The 14566-nt window shown below is 68.9% G+C and carries 15 protein-coding genes; 4 read left to right on the top strand and 11 right to left on the bottom strand.

Features of this window, described 5'->3' with window-relative positions:
* The first annotated feature begins 32 nt into the window (after positions 1-32).
* Both NF4_RS15655 and NF4_RS15650 read left to right on the top strand, forming a co-directional pair.
* Positions 33-953: an ABC transporter ATP-binding protein gene (locus NF4_RS15655; protein WP_063128078.1), complete on the top strand. Its 921-nt coding sequence runs from the start codon at positions 33-35 to the stop codon at positions 951-953.
* Positions 950-2605, top strand: a complete 1656-nt coding sequence (locus tag NF4_RS15650) for an ABC transporter permease (protein WP_063128077.1) — start codon at positions 950-952, stop codon at positions 2603-2605. The genes NF4_RS15655 and NF4_RS15650 overlap by 4 nt, the downstream gene beginning before the upstream one ends.
* A gap of 55 nt (positions 2606-2660) precedes the next feature.
* Here NF4_RS15650 and glgC read toward each other — a convergent pair whose 3' ends face one another.
* Positions 2661-3875, bottom strand: coding sequence for a glucose-1-phosphate adenylyltransferase (glgC, locus tag NF4_RS15645; protein ID WP_063128076.1), 1215 nt, complete (start codon positions 3873-3875; stop codon positions 2661-2663).
* 123 nt (positions 3876-3998) lie between these two features.
* On the opposite strand from glgC, the gene glgA reads away from it, so the two are divergent.
* Positions 3999-5156, top strand: coding sequence for a glycogen synthase (glgA, locus tag NF4_RS15640; RefSeq protein ID WP_063128299.1), 1158 nt, complete (start codon positions 3999-4001; stop codon positions 5154-5156).
* Between the two features lie 15 nt (positions 5157-5171).
* Here glgA and NF4_RS15635 read toward each other — a convergent pair whose 3' ends face one another.
* The 10 genes from NF4_RS15635 to NF4_RS15595 all read right to left on the bottom strand — a co-directional run bounded on the left by NF4_RS15635 (position 5172) and on the right by NF4_RS15595 (position 13474).
* On the bottom strand, positions 5172-5579 hold the full coding sequence (locus tag NF4_RS15635; RefSeq protein WP_063128075.1) for a group I truncated hemoglobin: 408 nt from the start codon (positions 5577-5579) through the stop codon (positions 5172-5174).
* A 116-nt stretch (positions 5580-5695) separates the two neighbouring features.
* Entirely contained in the window at positions 5696-6565 is an 870-nt protein-coding gene (locus NF4_RS15630) for a putative RNA methyltransferase (protein WP_063128074.1), read from the bottom strand.
* The gene (locus NF4_RS36540; protein WP_064484472.1) at positions 6552-6719 is read right to left on the bottom strand and encodes a DUF3117 domain-containing protein; all 168 of its coding nucleotides are present in this window, start codon (positions 6717-6719) and stop codon (positions 6552-6554) included. The genes NF4_RS15630 and NF4_RS36540 overlap by 14 nt, the downstream gene beginning before the upstream one ends.
* 158 nt (positions 6720-6877) lie before the next feature.
* Positions 6878-7459, bottom strand: a complete 582-nt coding sequence (locus NF4_RS15625; RefSeq protein ID WP_063128073.1) for a DNA-3-methyladenine glycosylase I — start codon at positions 7457-7459, stop codon at positions 6878-6880.
* Positions 7456-7776, bottom strand: a complete 321-nt coding sequence (locus NF4_RS15620) for a DivIVA domain-containing protein (RefSeq protein ID WP_063128072.1) — start codon at positions 7774-7776, stop codon at positions 7456-7458. The genes NF4_RS15625 and NF4_RS15620 overlap by 4 nt, the downstream gene beginning before the upstream one ends.
* A 19-nt stretch (positions 7777-7795) precedes the next feature.
* Complete coding sequence (locus tag NF4_RS15615; RefSeq protein ID WP_063128071.1) at positions 7796-8932, bottom strand: Mrp/NBP35 family ATP-binding protein; 1137 nt, start codon at positions 8930-8932, stop codon at positions 7796-7798.
* A gap of 19 nt (positions 8933-8951) precedes the next feature.
* Positions 8952-9806 (bottom strand): lytic transglycosylase domain-containing protein, encoded by an 855-nt coding sequence (locus NF4_RS15610; protein WP_063128070.1) that lies wholly within the window; start codon positions 9804-9806, stop codon positions 8952-8954.
* Between the two features lie 276 nt (positions 9807-10082).
* Positions 10083-11444, bottom strand: a complete 1362-nt coding sequence (locus NF4_RS15605) for a lytic transglycosylase domain-containing protein (protein ID WP_063814599.1) — start codon at positions 11442-11444, stop codon at positions 10083-10085.
* Positions 11445-11588: 144 nt separating this feature from the next.
* On the bottom strand, positions 11589-12197 hold the full coding sequence (locus NF4_RS15600) for a DUF1003 domain-containing protein (protein ID WP_063128069.1): 609 nt from the start codon (positions 12195-12197) through the stop codon (positions 11589-11591).
* Positions 12194-13474: a magnesium transporter MgtE N-terminal domain-containing protein gene (locus NF4_RS15595; protein ID WP_063128068.1), complete on the bottom strand. Its 1281-nt coding sequence runs from the start codon at positions 13472-13474 to the stop codon at positions 12194-12196. The genes NF4_RS15600 and NF4_RS15595 overlap by 4 nt, the downstream gene beginning before the upstream one ends.
* A 54-nt stretch (positions 13475-13528) precedes the next feature.
* Here NF4_RS15595 and NF4_RS15590 point away from each other — a divergent pair, with 54 nt between their 5' ends.
* A complete protein-coding gene (locus tag NF4_RS15590) occupies positions 13529-14473 on the top strand; it encodes an HpcH/HpaI aldolase/citrate lyase family protein (protein ID WP_063128067.1) in 945 nt (314 codons plus the stop codon).
* Positions 14474-14566 lie beyond the last annotated feature (93 nt).

Here is a 14566-nt window from a genome sequence, read left to right as displayed (position 1 = left end):
AACGCTCTATCTCTGTCCCACGAGGAGACACGATGATTTCGGCAATTCGGATCCGGGATCTGCACAAACACTTCGGTCAGGTCCGGGCACTGGACGGTCTGGACCTGGAAGTATCCGAGGGTGAGGTCCACGGATTCCTGGGCCCCAACGGAGCCGGCAAGTCCACCACCATCCGGGTGCTGCTCGGCCTACTGGCGCGCACCTCCGGCGAGGTGCGGATGCTGGGGCGCGACCCCTGGGCGGACGCGGTGGCACTCCACCGCGAGATCGCGTACGTGCCCGGTGATGTGACCCTGTGGCCGTCGCTGAGCGGGGGCGAGACCATCGACCTGCTGGCCTCGATGCGCGGTGGGCTCGACACCGCGCGCCGGGCCGAACTGATCGAACGCTACGAACTCGATCCCCGGAAGAAGGCACGCACCTACTCCAAGGGCAACCGCCAGAAGGTCGCGCTGGTCTCGGCTTTCTCCTCGCACGCCCGGCTGCTGCTGCTGGACGAGCCCACTTCCGGCCTGGACCCGCTGATGGAACAGGTTTTCCGGGAATGTGTCGCCGAGGCGGCCGAGCGGGGGGCGACCGTGCTGCTGTCCAGTCACATCCTCTCGGAGGTGGAGGCACTGTGCGAGCGGGTCACCATCATCCGGTCCGGGCGCACGGTGGAGAGCGGCACGCTGGCGTCCATGCGGCATCTGAGCCGTACCTCCATCACCGCCGAACTCACCGGTGATCCCGGTGATATCGCGGCCATGCCCGGGGTGGCCGATGTGAGCATGGACGACCACACGCTGCGCTGCCAGGTCGACGGCGAACATCTGGCCGAACTCATCCGCGTCCTCGGCGATACCGGCGTCAGCAGCCTGACCAGCCGCCCGCCGACGCTGGAAGAGCTGTTCATGCGGCACTACTCGATCAACGGCCAGGAGGCCGGCGAACTGGAAGAGGCGCGGAAATGACGACCGCCGTCGCCGGAGCACGGCACAGCGTGCTCCATACGAGGCCCGGCCGCACCGGATTCACCGGGACCGCCCGGCTGCTGCGGCTGTACCTGCGCCGCGACCGGATCGTGGCGCCGCTGTGGATTCTGCTGCTGTCCCTGCCGCTGGGCGGGGTCTATGTGGCCAGTATCGAATCGGTGTATCCCACCGCGGCCGATCGCGCCTCCTTCGCGGCCACCATCCTGGCCAGCCCGGCACAACTGGCGATGTACGGCCCGATCTACAACACCTCGATCGGCGCGGTGGGCATCTGGAAGGCCGGGATGTTCCACACCCTGATCGCGGTGGCCACCATCCTCACCGTCATCCGGCACACCAGGGCCGAGGAGGAGACGGGGCGTAGCGAGATCCTGGCCTCCACCTCGGTCGGTCGCTACGCGAACCTGACGGCCGCGCTCGTCCTGGCGCTGGGCGGCGCACTGCTCACCGGACTGCTCGGTGCGGTCAGTCTGAGCGCGACCGATGTTCCGGCGAGCGGATCGCTGGCCTTCGGGCTCGCGCTGGCCGGATCCGGCATGGTGTTCGCGGCCGTGGCCGCGGTGACGGCGCAGGTCTGCACCGGCGCGCGGCTGGCCCGTGGACTGGCGTTCGCGGTGCTCGCGGTCACCTTCACCCTGCGGGCGATCGGTGACGCCCGGGCGGGGGCGGGTCCGGTGAGTCCGCTGACCTGGTTGTCCCCGCAGGGCTGGTCGTTGCAGGTGCGGCCGTACGCCGGTGATCGCTGGTGGGTTCTGGCGCTGCACCTGGCCCTGCTGGTGGTGCTGATGGCCGTCGCCTATCTGCTGCTGCGCCGCCGCGATGTGGGTGCGGGCCTCATCGCGGAACGACTGGGGGCACCGGCAGCGGGTGCGGGCCTGGCCGGACCGTTCGGCCTGGCGGTACGGCTGCAACGCGGCACACTGCTGGCCTGGACGATCGGGGTCGGTCTCTACGGCCTGGTGATCGGCAGCGTGGTGGCGGGGATCGGGGACAGCTTCGCCGAGAACGAGACGCTGCGCGATCTGATCACCCGGATGGGCGGCTCCGAATCGATCGAGGATTCGTTCATCTCCTACGCCTTCACCATGCTCGGGGTCGCGGGCGCGGCGTACGCCGTCTCGGCGACACTGCGGTTGTTCGGCGAGGAGAACGGCCATCAGGCCGAATCGGTGCTCAGCGGTGCCGTGGGCCGGCTGCGCTGGGCCGGCAGCCATCTGGTGTTCGCGCTGGGCGGGCCCGTGGTGATCATGCTGACCGCCGGGTTGCTCGGTGGCGTGGCCTACGGTCTCGCCAAGGACGATATCGGCGGGGAACTGCCCGGTGTGGTGGCCGCGGCGCTGGTCCAGCTTCCGGCGATCTGGTTCTTCGCCGGGGTGACCCTGGCGCTGTTCGGGCTGGTACCGCGCTGGACTCCGGTGGCCTGGGGGCTGCTCACCGCTGCGATCGCGGTGTTCCTGCTCGGTTCGTTCTCCGGCGCGCCGCAGTGGTTCCGCGACCTGGAACCGTTCAGTCACGCGCCCAAGGTGCCGGGATCGGAGTTCACCGCGACTCCGCTCGTCGCGGTCACCGTGATCGCCGCGGTACTGCTCGCGGCCGGACTCGCCGGGGTGCGGGGACGCGACGTCCGCTGACCTGTCGGTCTGTGCGGTGCCCCCTTCCGTAGGGAGGGGGCACCTGGCGTATCGGTCAGACCCAGGTGCCCTTGCCGACGGTCACCACACCGCCGTTGCTGATCGCGAAACGGGAGCGGTCCCGCTCCAGATCCACGCCGATGATCTCGCCCTCGGACACCATGACGTTCTTGTCCAGGATCGCGCGCCGGACCACCGCGCCCCGCCCGATCCGGACCCCGGGCATCAGCACACTGCCCTCGACGGTGGCTCCGTCGTCGACCATCACATTGGCGCTGAGCACCGAATTGCGGACGGTCGCCGCGGACAGGATGCTGCCCGCCCCGACAATCGTTTCCTGGGCCAGGCCGCCCTGCGCGAATTTCGCCGGCGGGAGATTCTCCGCCGCACCCCGGATGGGCCAGTGCCGGTTGTAGAGGTTGAACACCGGGTTCACCGACACCAGGTCCATATGGGCTTCGTAGAAAGCGTCGATGGTGCCGACGTCGCGCCAGTAGCCGCGATCGCGGTCGGTGGCGCCGGGCACCTCGTTGTCGGCGAAATCGTAGACCGACGCCTGGCTGGCCGAGACCAGGCTGGGAATGATGTCACCACCCATATCGTGGTCGGAATCGGAATCCTCGGCGTCGGCCTTGATCGAATCCACCAGTACTTTGGTGGTGAACACATAGTTGCCCATCGAGGCGAAGGTCGAATTCGGGTCGTCGGGGATACCGGGCGGATGCGCCGGTTTCTCCAGGAAACCGATTATGCGGCCGGATTCGTCGGAATCGATACAGCCGAAAGCGCCCGCCTCGCTGCGCGGCACCCGGATACCGGCCACCGTGACCCCGGCCCCGGAGTCGATATGGTGGGCCACCATCTGTTCGGGGTCCATCCGGTAGACGTGATCGGCGCCGAAGACCACGATGTAATCGGGATCCTCGTCGTAGATGAGATTCAGCGATTGCATGATGGCGTCGGCGCTGCCGGTATACCAGCGCGGCCCGAGTCGCTGCTGGGCGGGGACCGGGGTGATGTATTCACCGGCGAAACCGGACAGCCGCCAGGTCTGGGAGATATGCCGGTCCAGTGAATGCGATTTGTACTGGGTGAGCACACAGATCCGGAGGAAACCGGCATTGACGAGGTTGCTGAGCACGAAGTCGATGAGGCGGTAGGCGCCGCCGAAGGGGACGGCCGGCTTGGCCCGGTCGGCGGTCAACGGAAAGAGTCGCTTGCCCTCGCCACCGGCGAGCACGATTCCTAGTACGTGCGGCTGGCTCCTCACAGTGCCAAACTACCGAACGAGGTGGTCGGCGGGCATCGACCGCTCGGCGGCTACCGTGAATTCGTGAGTTCCGGTTCCAGCGGCGCGGCCGAGTTGTCCGCGGCCGACGAGCTACGGGTGGCCATGCTGACCCGAGAGTTTCCACCCGAGGTCTACGGGGGCGCGGGCGTCCACGTGACCGAACTGGCGGCCCGGTTACGGCGGATGAGCGCGGTGACCGTGCACTGCATGGGAGTACCGCGCGACACCGCACAGGTGCACGGCCCCGATCCGGCCCTCGACGGCGCCAATCCCGCCCTCCGGATGATGTCGGCACAGTTACGGATGGCCGACGCGGTCGGCGCGGCCGACGTGGTCCATTCGCACACCTGGTATTCGGGGCTGGCGGGGCATCTGGCCGCCACCCTCTACGGGATCCCGCACGTGGTCACCACCCATTCGCTGGAACCGCGGCGACCGTGGAAAGCCGAACAGCTGGGCGGTGGATACCGGCTCTCGTCCTGGTCGGAACGCAATGCGCTCGAACACGCCGACGCGGTGATCGCGGTGAGCGACTGGATGCGCCGCGACGTACTCGACGCCTATCCCGGGCTGGACCCCACCCGGGTGCACGTCGTACGCAACGGGATCGACGCCGACGTCTGGCATCCCGGCCCGCCGGAGCCCGGTAGCCGCCGAATCCTCGACGAACTCGGTGTGCGGGCGGACCGGCCGCTGGCGGTGTTCGTCGGACGGATAACCCGGCAGAAGGGCGTCGGCCATCTGCTGGGCGCGGCGCGCGAGATCGACCCGGAGATCCAGCTCGTCCTGTGTGCGGGCGCGCCGGACACGCCGGAACTGGAGGCCGAGGTCGCGAAGGCCGTGTCCGGGTTGCACCGCCGCCGGGGCAATGTGTTCTGGGTCCGGGAGATGCTGCCCACCGAACAGATCCGGCAGCTGCTGGCGGCGGCCGAAGTGTTCGTCTGCCCGTCGGTCTACGAACCACTGGGGATCGTGAACCTGGAGGCCATGGCCTGTTCTACCGCTGTGATCGCCTCGGATGTGGGCGGAATCCCCGAGGTGGTCGCGGACGGGCGGACCGGCCGGCTGGTGCATTTCGAGGCGGGGGCGACCGGCGCCTACGAGCGCGCGCTGGCGGCCGCGATCAACGAGCTGGCGCTGGACCGGGCGCGCGCGGCCGAACTGGGCGCGGCGGGCCGTCGCCGCGCCCGGGCAGAATTCGACTGGTACCGGATCGCCGAGCAGACCCTGGCCGTGTACCACACCGTCTGTAAACGCTGAGCCTCTCGCCGGCCGTCAGGCCGAGGAGGACCCAGAGGTGATGTCGTCGGCCAGCGGGGCGACGGCCGCGATGATCTGCGCGACGGTCTCCTCGCCGACGCCGGCCGCGGTCAGTGAATCGGTCAGGTGCCCGGCCACCAGGGTGAAATGGTGCATGGTGATCCCGCGTCCCTGATGCACCTGTTTCATCGGCGCGCCCGAATAGGGTTCGGGGCCGCCCAGTGCCGCGGCGAAGAATTCCACCTGTTTGCCCCGGAGCCGGGACATGTTCGTCCCGCTGAAGAAACCGGCCAGTTCCGCGTCGGCGAGGACCCTGGTGTAGAAATCGGCGACGACCGCTTCGAGCGCCTCATGGCCGCCGATCTGCTCGTAGATGGTGGTGGTGCCGGTGTCTTTCCGTTTGCCGAATGTCGGTATCCGCATAGGACAAGGACATCAGGACGGTGTTACTCGGCGATCAGGCCGATGTCGCGAGTGGATTGCCCGCTGTGCCAGGGGGATTGCCCCGTTCTCACCGCGGCGGCGAGTGGCCGGTGAGGTCAGGTCGGAGTGTAGATGCCGACGGTGACCGACGCGGTGACCTCGATGGGATCGGGCAGGCGGGCGATCCGGGCCGTCGCGTCGTCGGCGTGGTGCGCGGACGGTCCCATCGCCACCAGGTTCGCGATATCGGCGCGGGAGAGCGTCATCGCATACTCGACCGTGCGGCGATCGGTCCGGGTGAAGCGGCCGGTCATGGCCTCGGCGAGACGACGGTCCTTCGCTGGGTCGACGGTGACCATGCCGACCGGATCGATGAGCTCGGCCAGGTGCCGGTCCGTGGGTGTGACGACGATATAGCGCCCGCCCGGACCGAGGGCCCGGGCCACGGCGTCCGGATTGCGCGGAGCGAATATCGAGAGCGCGGTGGTGAGCGTGTGCTCGCGCAGCGGCAGGCCCCGCCAGGCGTCGGCCACCACCGCGGCCGCGCGCGGATGGGCGCGGGCGCACCGGCGGCCGGCCGGTTTGGCGATATCCAAGGCGATCCCCCGGGCCGCCGGGACCGCGTCGAGAGCTCGCGCCAGGTAGTAGCCGGTGCCCGCACCGATATCCGCGATGAGCCCGCCGGCGCCGGTATCGTGCGCGGTCACCGTGGCCGCCGCGACGGCGTCGGCGATCGGAGCGAAATTTCCGGTGCCCTGAAATGCCGCCCGCGCGTCGAGCATGGCGGCGGTGTCACCGGTCATTTTGGTGGCGGCACCGGTGAGCAGGCTGATATAGCCCTGCCGGGCGATATCGAAACTGTGCCCGCGCGAGCAGCGTAGTGTGCCCGGCGCGGACGACAGGCCGCGGTCGCATTCGGGGCAGCTCAGTACCTCGGCGACCGCGGCGAGCGCCGATTGTTCGGCTACCTGTCTAGCCGGTGACACTCTTCAATTCGTCACCGAGTGCCGCGGCTTCGTCCGGCGTGAGTTCTACGACCAGACGCCCGCCACCCTCGAGTGGGACCCGCATGACGATCCCACGGCCTTCCTTGGTTGCCTCGAGGGGACCGTCCCCGGTACGGGGCTTCATGGCCGCCATCCTCTGCTCCCTCCAGATCTGCGCTGTATGCTGCGCACTTGCTCGGAACTCCGGTTGTCGCCAACCGGGCGGTCCGTCGGCTGAGACGACGGACCGCACTCGGTCCATTCTTCCCTATCGCATGAGATGACGGACACTCGACGTCCAAATGTGATCGGTCAGCCGACCGCGGTGGGCCGGGTATCGACCCAGCATTCGGCCAAGTGATCGTCGACCATACCGGTGGCCTGCATGAGCGCGTACGCGGTGGTGGGCCCGACGAAACGGAAACCGCGCCGCTTCAATTCTTTTGCCAGTGCGATGGATTCGGGCGTCGTCGCCGGAATATCGGGCAATGCGCGCGGACGCGGTCGCGACGGCGGCGCGAAGGACCACAGCAATTCGTCGAGTCCGATATCGAGTTCGCGCGCGACTTTCGCGTTGGCGATACACGCGTCTATTTTCGCGCGATTGCGCACAATGCCGGCATCGGCGAGCAGACGTTCGCGATCCGCGTCGCCGAACTCCGCGACCCGGTCGATGGCGAATCCGGCGAACGCCGCCCGGAACGCGGGTCGTTTGCGCAGAATCGTGATCCACGACAGGCCGGACTGAAACGCCTCCAGGCACAGCCGCTCGAACAGGGCGTCGTCCCCGTGCAGCGGCCGGCCCCATTCCTGGTCGTGGTAGTCCCGGTAGAGCTGCGATTCCACCGACCACGGGCAACGGATCAGCGTGTCGGTCGCCACGGAGCCGGTCACGGCTGCTCCGGACCGTGCTGCGAGGCGGCATCGGCCGCGCGGGCCTCGGCGAGTTGACCCTGCAACTCATCGATCCGGGCGGCCAGCCGGGCCAGCGCCCAGTCGACCTCGCCGGCCTTGTATCCGCGGACGACCTGCTGGAAGCGCAGCGCCCGGACATCCGCGCCGGTGATGCCCTCCACCGGTAGCACCGTCGCCGTGGTGCCCTCGGGGAGCGGGCCCAACTCCTCCGACCGCCCGAACAGGGCGCTGGCCAGGAGGAACAGGACTGCGGCCACCAAACCGACGATCACGACGTACAGCAGCAGGGTGAGCATGGACCGAGTCTATGTGCGCTCAGAGATGACGGGTGGTGTCGATACCCAGCGACATTCCGGCCAGACCGCGCCGGCGGACCGCGAGCTTGTCCGCCACTCCGCGCAGGGCCACGGCCGACGGGCTCTCCGGATCCTTCAGCACGATGGGCGTGCCCTCGTCACCGGCTTCCCGCAGCGCCTGTTCGATCGGGATCTGACCCAGCAGCGGCACCTCCGCGCCCACCGCCCGGGTGAGACGGTCGGCCACCGCCTGACCGCCGCCGGACCCGTACAACTCCATCCGGGTGCCGTCGGGCAGATCCAGCCAGGACATGTTCTCCACCACACCGGCGATCCGCTGCCGGGTCTGCAGTGCGATGGCGCCGGCACGCTCGGCGACCTCGGCAGCCGCGATTTGCGGGGTGGTGACGACCAGGATCTCGGCGTTGGGGATCAGCTGGGCGATGGAGATCGCCACATCACCGGTGCCGGGCGGCAGATCCAGCAGCAGGACGTCCAGATCGCCCCAGAACACATCCGCGAGGAATTGCTGGAGTGCCCGGTGCAGCATGGGGCCGCGCCACACCACCGGGGTGTTGCCCTTGGTGAACTGCGCGATCGAGATCATCTTCACGTCGTGCGCGACCGGCGGCATGATCATCCGCTCGACCTGGGTCGGCCGGGCGTCGGTACCGAGCATGCGCGGGATGGAGTGGCCGTAGATATCGGCGTCGAGGACTCCGACGGAGAGGCCGCGGGCGGCGAGTGCCGCCGCCAGGTTGACCGTCACACTGGATTTACCGACGCCGCCCTTTCCGGAGGCCACCGCGTACACGCGGGTCAGCGAACCGGGCTGGGCGAAGGGGATGACCGGCTCGGCGGAGTCACCGCGCAATTGTTTGCGCAGTTCGGTGCGCTGCTCGTCGCTCATCACATCGAGATCGACCGAGACCGCGCCCACGCCCGGGACGTCGGCGACCGCGGTACTGACCCGCTGGGTGATCTCGGTGCGCAACGGACAGCCGGCGGTGGTCAGGTAGACCTCGACATGCACATTGCCGTCCGGTTCGATCCGGATGCTCTTCACCATGCCCAGTTCGGTGATCGGTTTGCGGATCTCCGGGTCGTCGACCTTCGCGAGAGCGCCCCGCACCTCCGCTTCCGTTACCACTGGCATACCGCCGATGGTAGTGCGGTCAGATCTTGGGGAGTTCCGCGGGCCGCGGTGCGATACCCGTCTGGTACGACTGCTCCCAGGCCATCACGTTCGCCACGTAGGCCATCGAGTTGTTGTAGCGCAGGATCGCCCTGGTCTGCTGGGCGGGATCGCTCATGTCCAGGCCACCGGAGCACAGGTATTTGCCGGCGGTCAGGGTGGCGTCGTAGTAGTTCTGCGGATCGGAGATGCCGTCGCGGTTGCCGTCGGCGGCGAAACTGGTCCAGGTCTCCGGCAGGAATTGCATGGGGCCGACGGCGCGGTCGTAGCCGCTGAAGCCGTCCAGTGCGCCGCCGTCGGAATCGTGGATGACATTGTTGCCCGACAGGCTGCCGTCCAGCACGGGGCCGAACACCGGGGCGAGGGCATTACCGTCGGCATCGGCCCGGCCGTTGTTCATATGGGTGGACTCGACCCGGCCGATACCGGCGAGCATGGTCCACGGCATATTGCAGTCGGGATTCTCGTCGGCCAGGATCTCCGCGGCGCCGATATAGGCGGCCTCGGCGATACCGGGGATACCGGACGCGGCCACGGGGAGATCGTTGCGGGGGCGGTTCGGATCCAGCGCGACCGATTTGACCTCGACGCGTGCCTCGGGCGACTGCTTGGCCATGGCGTGCATTGCGGTGGGGTCGACCGCGGCGGGGGCGGCGGCCTGCGCGGGGGCGGCGCCGAGTGCCGAGACCTGCATGGCCACCGAGGCCGCGGTCGGATCGGTGACCACTGCCGCGGCGGCATTGGTGGCCACGACTCCGGCCGGAACCAGCCCGGTGAGTGCGATCACCGAGCTACGGGAAACGGTGGCAGGTTGCTGTTTACGGTGACGCCCCACGTACTCAAGCCCTTCATCTCAACGCACAGCCTGCGGTCACGAGTGGTTCGTTGCCGGTCCGTGACCTGTTGCGTCGACCATACCGCATCCGAGATCTGTTTGTTACTCCTCCGTGACCATTATTTCCGCGCGGATGGGAATGGGAAGCGGCGGCGCCGCTTCGGAACTCGGTTCCCGCCCGCCCGGCCGGGCGCACCGGCAGGCGGGCCCGGCCGGTGTCCGGGCCCGCCTTTCCGGCGTGGGTGCGGCTACCGCGCGTCCGATGGAAACGCCTGTTCAGGCGGGTGGAGCAGGCGCCTGAGGAGCCGCCGGAGTCGCAGGTTCGGGAGCTACCGGGGCGGTATCCGCCGGCGCGGGCGGAGCCACCACGGGAGCCGGGACGAGCCCCATCGGCAGCGGGATGACGATTCCGCCCGGGAGCGTGATCGACGGTGGCGCCGGCGGTGCAGGTGCAGGTGCGGGGGCGGGCGGGTTCTGGTTCTCGCCGGGCGCCGGTGCGGACGGGCCGCCGGGCTCCGGTGCCGCCGGGTCTCCGGGAGCGGGGGCCGGAGCTGCCGGACCGGTACGGCCCGCGGGTCCGTCCGGAACGACCGGCGCCGGATCGGGCAGCGCCTCGCCGACCTTCGGGGCGCCCGGAGCGGGCGGGCACAGCAGCCCGCAGGGAATCGGCGGCAGGCCCGGGATCCGGATCATGGGTGCCGGCCGCGGCGTCTGCGCCGGCAGCGAGGGCGGGGGCGGCGGGACCTGGTTCTCGGTCTGCGCGGCCAGCAGATCCGTTGGGCCGGGCGGGAATTCGGTCGGGGCGCTGCCCGGCGGAACCAGATCGGGCGAGACGGTGACCGGGGCCGGCCGGCCGCCGGTCCGGTAGGCCGCCGACCAGCTCAGCACATCGGCCGCATACGACATGGAGTTGTTGTAGCGCAGCACCGCCCGCAATTCCTGCTGTGGGTCACGCAGATTCAGGCCACCCGAGCACAGGTACTTCCCGGCGCCGAGGGCGGCGTCGAAGACATTGTGCGGATCGGCACGCCCGTCGGCGTTGCCGTCCGCGGCGTAGCGCGACCAGGTGCTCGGCAGGAACTGCATGGGTCCCAGCGCCCGGACGTACCCGCCGTCGGCCGCGCGGATGACTTCGTTGCCGGGCAGCGAACCATCCAGTGCCGGACCGAAAATGGGCGGGTTGGTGGTACCGGCAGCGTCCGTACGGCCGTTGCTCGCGTGGCCGGATTCGATCCGGCCGATCCCGGCCAGCAGATTCCAGGTGACACCGCAGCCCGGTGTCGAGGACTGCAGGGCCAGTTCGGCATTGCGATAGGCCGCGAGCACGATCTCCGGAATGCCGAGCGCGCCGCCCCCGCGGGGCAGGTCGATGGTCTGCAGCGGGACGATGCCACCGAAGGGCGGGATGCCGTCGGCAGGGGAGGGGCTGAGTGCGCGAAGTTTCCGAGGTGTCGAGCGCTCGACCGGCAACATTCCGAGTGTCTGGGGCAGTGGCGCGTCGGTGGTCACGTCCGGGTCTTCGGAACGATCGGAATCGGCGGTGAGCCGAGCCCCGGGAGCCTCCGGGGGAGTCGACGAGAAGGTGGTGTGGGCGGCCGAACCGCTCGCTACCAGGCCCGCCATGACCAGAGCCGACATTGCCACAGGGGTAGGTATCCGCATTCGGCTCCACCATTCCTCTATGTCACAGGTGAGCAACCGTCCCGGACATTCCCGGACGGCGTGCTCGGGACAACGTGATCCAGGTTACCTACCGGTCAGGAGCATATTGCTGATTTCCGGTCATTCGTCCGCGACAGGCGACGAAACAGAGCCCGTAACCGGCTTGTGACCGGAGGTTTTCTTGCGTTTCGGCTTGGCAGACTTTTCCGGGCGCGTCGGACCCACGCCCGCCGCCGATTCGAGGCGGTCGAGTGCGTCGCGGATCTCGTCCAGTTCCCGCCTCAGATAGTCGCGGGTGGCCACCTCGCCCACCGCCAGCCGCAGGGCGGCCAGTTCGCGCGCCAGGAATTCCGTGTCGGCCTTGGTCTGGGCCGCCCGTAACCGGTCCTCTTCCAGCGATACCCGGTCGCGGTTGTCCTGCCGGTTCTGCGCCAGCAGGATCAGCGGCGCGGCGTAGGCGGCCTGGGTGGAGAAGGCCAGATTCAGCAGAATGAAGGGATAGGGGTCCCAGCGCAGCGCGACGAAGAAGATGTTCAACGCGATCCAGACGATCACCAGCACCGTCTGCAACGCGAGATAGCGTCCGGTGCCCAGGAACCGGGCGATGCGTTCGCTGCCGCGCGCCAACGCCTCGGCGTCCCAATCGAATCGGAACCGGGATTCCACCGGTGTCTCCAGCCGCTGCCGGGCGGCTGCCGCCGCCCGGCTCGCGGTGCTCTTGTCCGTCACTGCCGTACACCCTCGAACAGTTGCTCGTCCGCACGCCAATCCCGCGGCAGCAGATGATCCAGTACGTCGTCCACGCTCACCGCGCCCAGCAGATGATTCTGCTCGTCCACCACCGGCGCGCACACCAGGTTGTAGCTGGCGAAATAGCGGGCCACCGCGGTGAGCGGGGCCTCCGGGCGGAGAGTGGTCAGATCGGTGTCCAGGAGCCCGCCCACCAGATGGGCGGGCGGTTCCCGCAGCAACTGTTGCAGGTGCACGCATCCCAGATACCGCCCGGTCGGCGTCGCAGTCGGCGGCCGCACAACGAAAACCATCGAGGCCAGCGCGGGCGTCAGGTCGGGGTCCCGGACCCGGGCCAGCGCCTCCGCGACGGTCGTCGAAGGCGTCAGAACCACCGGTTCCGGCGTCATGAGCCCACCCGCGGTATCCGGGGAGTGCTCGAGCAGGCGACGCACCGGTTCCGATTCCTCCGGATCCATCAGCGTCAGCAGCGATTCGGCCTCGTTCTCCGGCAGCCCGCCCAGCAGGTCGGCGGCGTCGTCGGGATCCATGGCCTCGAGGACATCGGCCGCGCGCCCGATATCGAGCTTGCCCAGCAGCTCCAGCTGATCGTCGCCGGACAACTCCTGGACCACATCGGCGAGCCGTTCGTCGTCGAGCGCCACGGCGACCTCCAGCCGCCGCTTCTCCGGCAGTTCGCGCAACAGAAGCGCGACATCGGCGGCGCGCTGACCCTCGAACTGCTCGAGCAGGGTGCTCACATCCTGACCCGGCCGCCCCAGCTCGTACGGTGTGAGGCCCTCCACCCGAGCCCAGTCGACCACATGCACGGTACGCCGCCGCCCGAGCCGGCGGTGCCCGCGCACCGCGACCCGCGACACCCGCCAGTCCCGGGTGCGGGTGAGCGTCATCCCCAGATCCACCACGTACACATCGACCCCCGCCAGATCGGGCAGATCGGGATCGTCCACGCGTACCGCCGAGTCGACGATCTGCGCCATGGCCAGCACCTCACCGGGACGCTGCGCGAAACGCCGCAGGCTCACATTGCCGGTGTTGAGGTTCACCGAGCCGGGTTCGACGGCGGTGACGCGCAGCATCGGGACGAAGATCCGGCGACGGGTCGGCAACTCCACCACCAGGCCGTGGACACGCGGTTCTTGCCGGTCGTACCGGACGGCGACCACCACGTCGCGAACACGGCCGATAGACTCGCCGTCCGGCCCCAGCACCGCCAGGCCGGTCAGCCTGGCGATATACACCCTGGTAGCTGCCATGGGTGCCAGGCTAGATGTTCCGGGGCCGGACCGGGCCGACCCCCAGGAGAGTTGATGAAGCCGCGCCGTTCCGTGCTCGCCGTGCCGGGCAGCAATCCCAAGATGATCGCCAAAGCCAAGGGCCTACCGGTCGACGAGGTCTTTCTAGACCTCGAAGACGCGGTCGCACCCGAGGCCAAGGCCGCGGCCCGCGCGAATATCGTGGCCGCCCTCAACGACTCGGGCTGGGGTGGGCAGCTGCGGGTGGTGCGGGTCAACGACTGGACCACGCAGTGGACCTACGCGGATGTGATCTCGGTGGTCGACGGCGCCGGTACCGCACTCGACGCGATCCTGCTGCCCAAGGTCACCGACGGCGGTCAGGTGCGCGCGCTGGATCTGCTGCTGAGCCAGCTGGAACGAGCCAACGGACTCGAACCCGGCCGCATCGGTATCGAACCGCAGATCGAGAACGCGCTGGGCCTGCGCAATATCGACGAGATCGCCACGGCCAGCCCCCGGGTGCAGACCCTGGTCTTCGGCCCGGCCGACTTCATGGCCAGCATCAATATGCGCACGCTCGTGGTCGGTGAGCAGCCCGAGGGCTACGACACCGGTGACGCCTACCACCATATCCTGATGACCATCCTGCTCACCGCCCGCGCCCACGGCCTGCAGGCCATCGACGGCCCCTACCTGCAGATCCGCGATATCGACGGCTTCCGGCGCGCCGCCGGCCGCACCGCCGCCCTGGGCTTCGACGGAAAATGGGTGCTGCACCCGAGCCAGGTCGACGCGGCCAACGAGATCTTCAGCCCCCGGCAGGCGGACTACGACCACGCCGAACTCATCCTCGAGGCCTACGCCTACCACACCTCCGCCGCCGGCGGCGCCCGCGGCGCGGTGATGCTCGGCGACGAGATGATCGACGAGGCCAGCGCGAAAATGGCGGTGGTCATCGCGGAAAAGGGCCGGGCAGCGGGCCTGAAACGCACGACCACCTTCACGCCGCCGGAGTGAACGGCCGTCCGGCTATACCTGGTGGGTGGGGCTTGCTGCTGGGGATACTCGCTCGTGAAGGTGGAAGCTGGGCTTGCTCGTGACGGTGCTGTG

It is taken from the genome of Nocardia fusca NBRC 14340 (genome assembly GCF_001618425.1).
Classification (GTDB): domain Bacteria; phylum Actinomycetota; class Actinomycetes; order Mycobacteriales; family Mycobacteriaceae; genus Nocardia; species Nocardia fusca.
This window is presented reverse-complemented; position numbering and strand designations above follow the sequence as displayed.

Bases quoted from the DNA above. Each gene is read 5' to 3' on its own strand.
- NF4_RS15655 (WP_063128078.1), top strand. From the start codon at position 33: ATGATTTCGGCAATTCGGATCCGGGATCTGCACAAACACTTCGGTCAG.
- NF4_RS15650 (WP_063128077.1), top strand. From the start codon at position 950: ATGACGACCGCCGTCGCCGGAGCACGGCACAGCGTGCTCCATACGAGG.
- glgA (WP_063128299.1), top strand. From the start codon at position 3,999: ATGCTGACCCGAGAGTTTCCACCCGAGGTCTACGGGGGCGCGGGCGTC.
- NF4_RS15635 (WP_063128075.1), bottom strand. From the start codon at position 5,579: ATGCGGATACCGACATTCGGCAAACGGAAAGACACCGGCACCACCACC.
- NF4_RS36540 (WP_064484472.1), bottom strand. From the start codon at position 6,719: ATGGCGGCCATGAAGCCCCGTACCGGGGACGGTCCCCTCGAGGCAACC.
- NF4_RS15620 (WP_063128072.1), bottom strand. From the start codon at position 7,776: ATGCTCACCCTGCTGCTGTACGTCGTGATCGTCGGTTTGGTGGCCGCA.
- NF4_RS15615 (WP_063128071.1), bottom strand. From the start codon at position 8,932: ATGCCAGTGGTAACGGAAGCGGAGGTGCGGGGCGCTCTCGCGAAGGTC.
- NF4_RS15605 (WP_063814599.1), bottom strand. From the start codon at position 11,444: ATGTCGGCTCTGGTCATGGCGGGCCTGGTAGCGAGCGGTTCGGCCGCC.
- NF4_RS15595 (WP_063128068.1), bottom strand. From the start codon at position 13,474: ATGGCAGCTACCAGGGTGTATATCGCCAGGCTGACCGGCCTGGCGGTG.
- NF4_RS15590 (WP_063128067.1), top strand. From the start codon at position 13,529: ATGAAGCCGCGCCGTTCCGTGCTCGCCGTGCCGGGCAGCAATCCCAAG.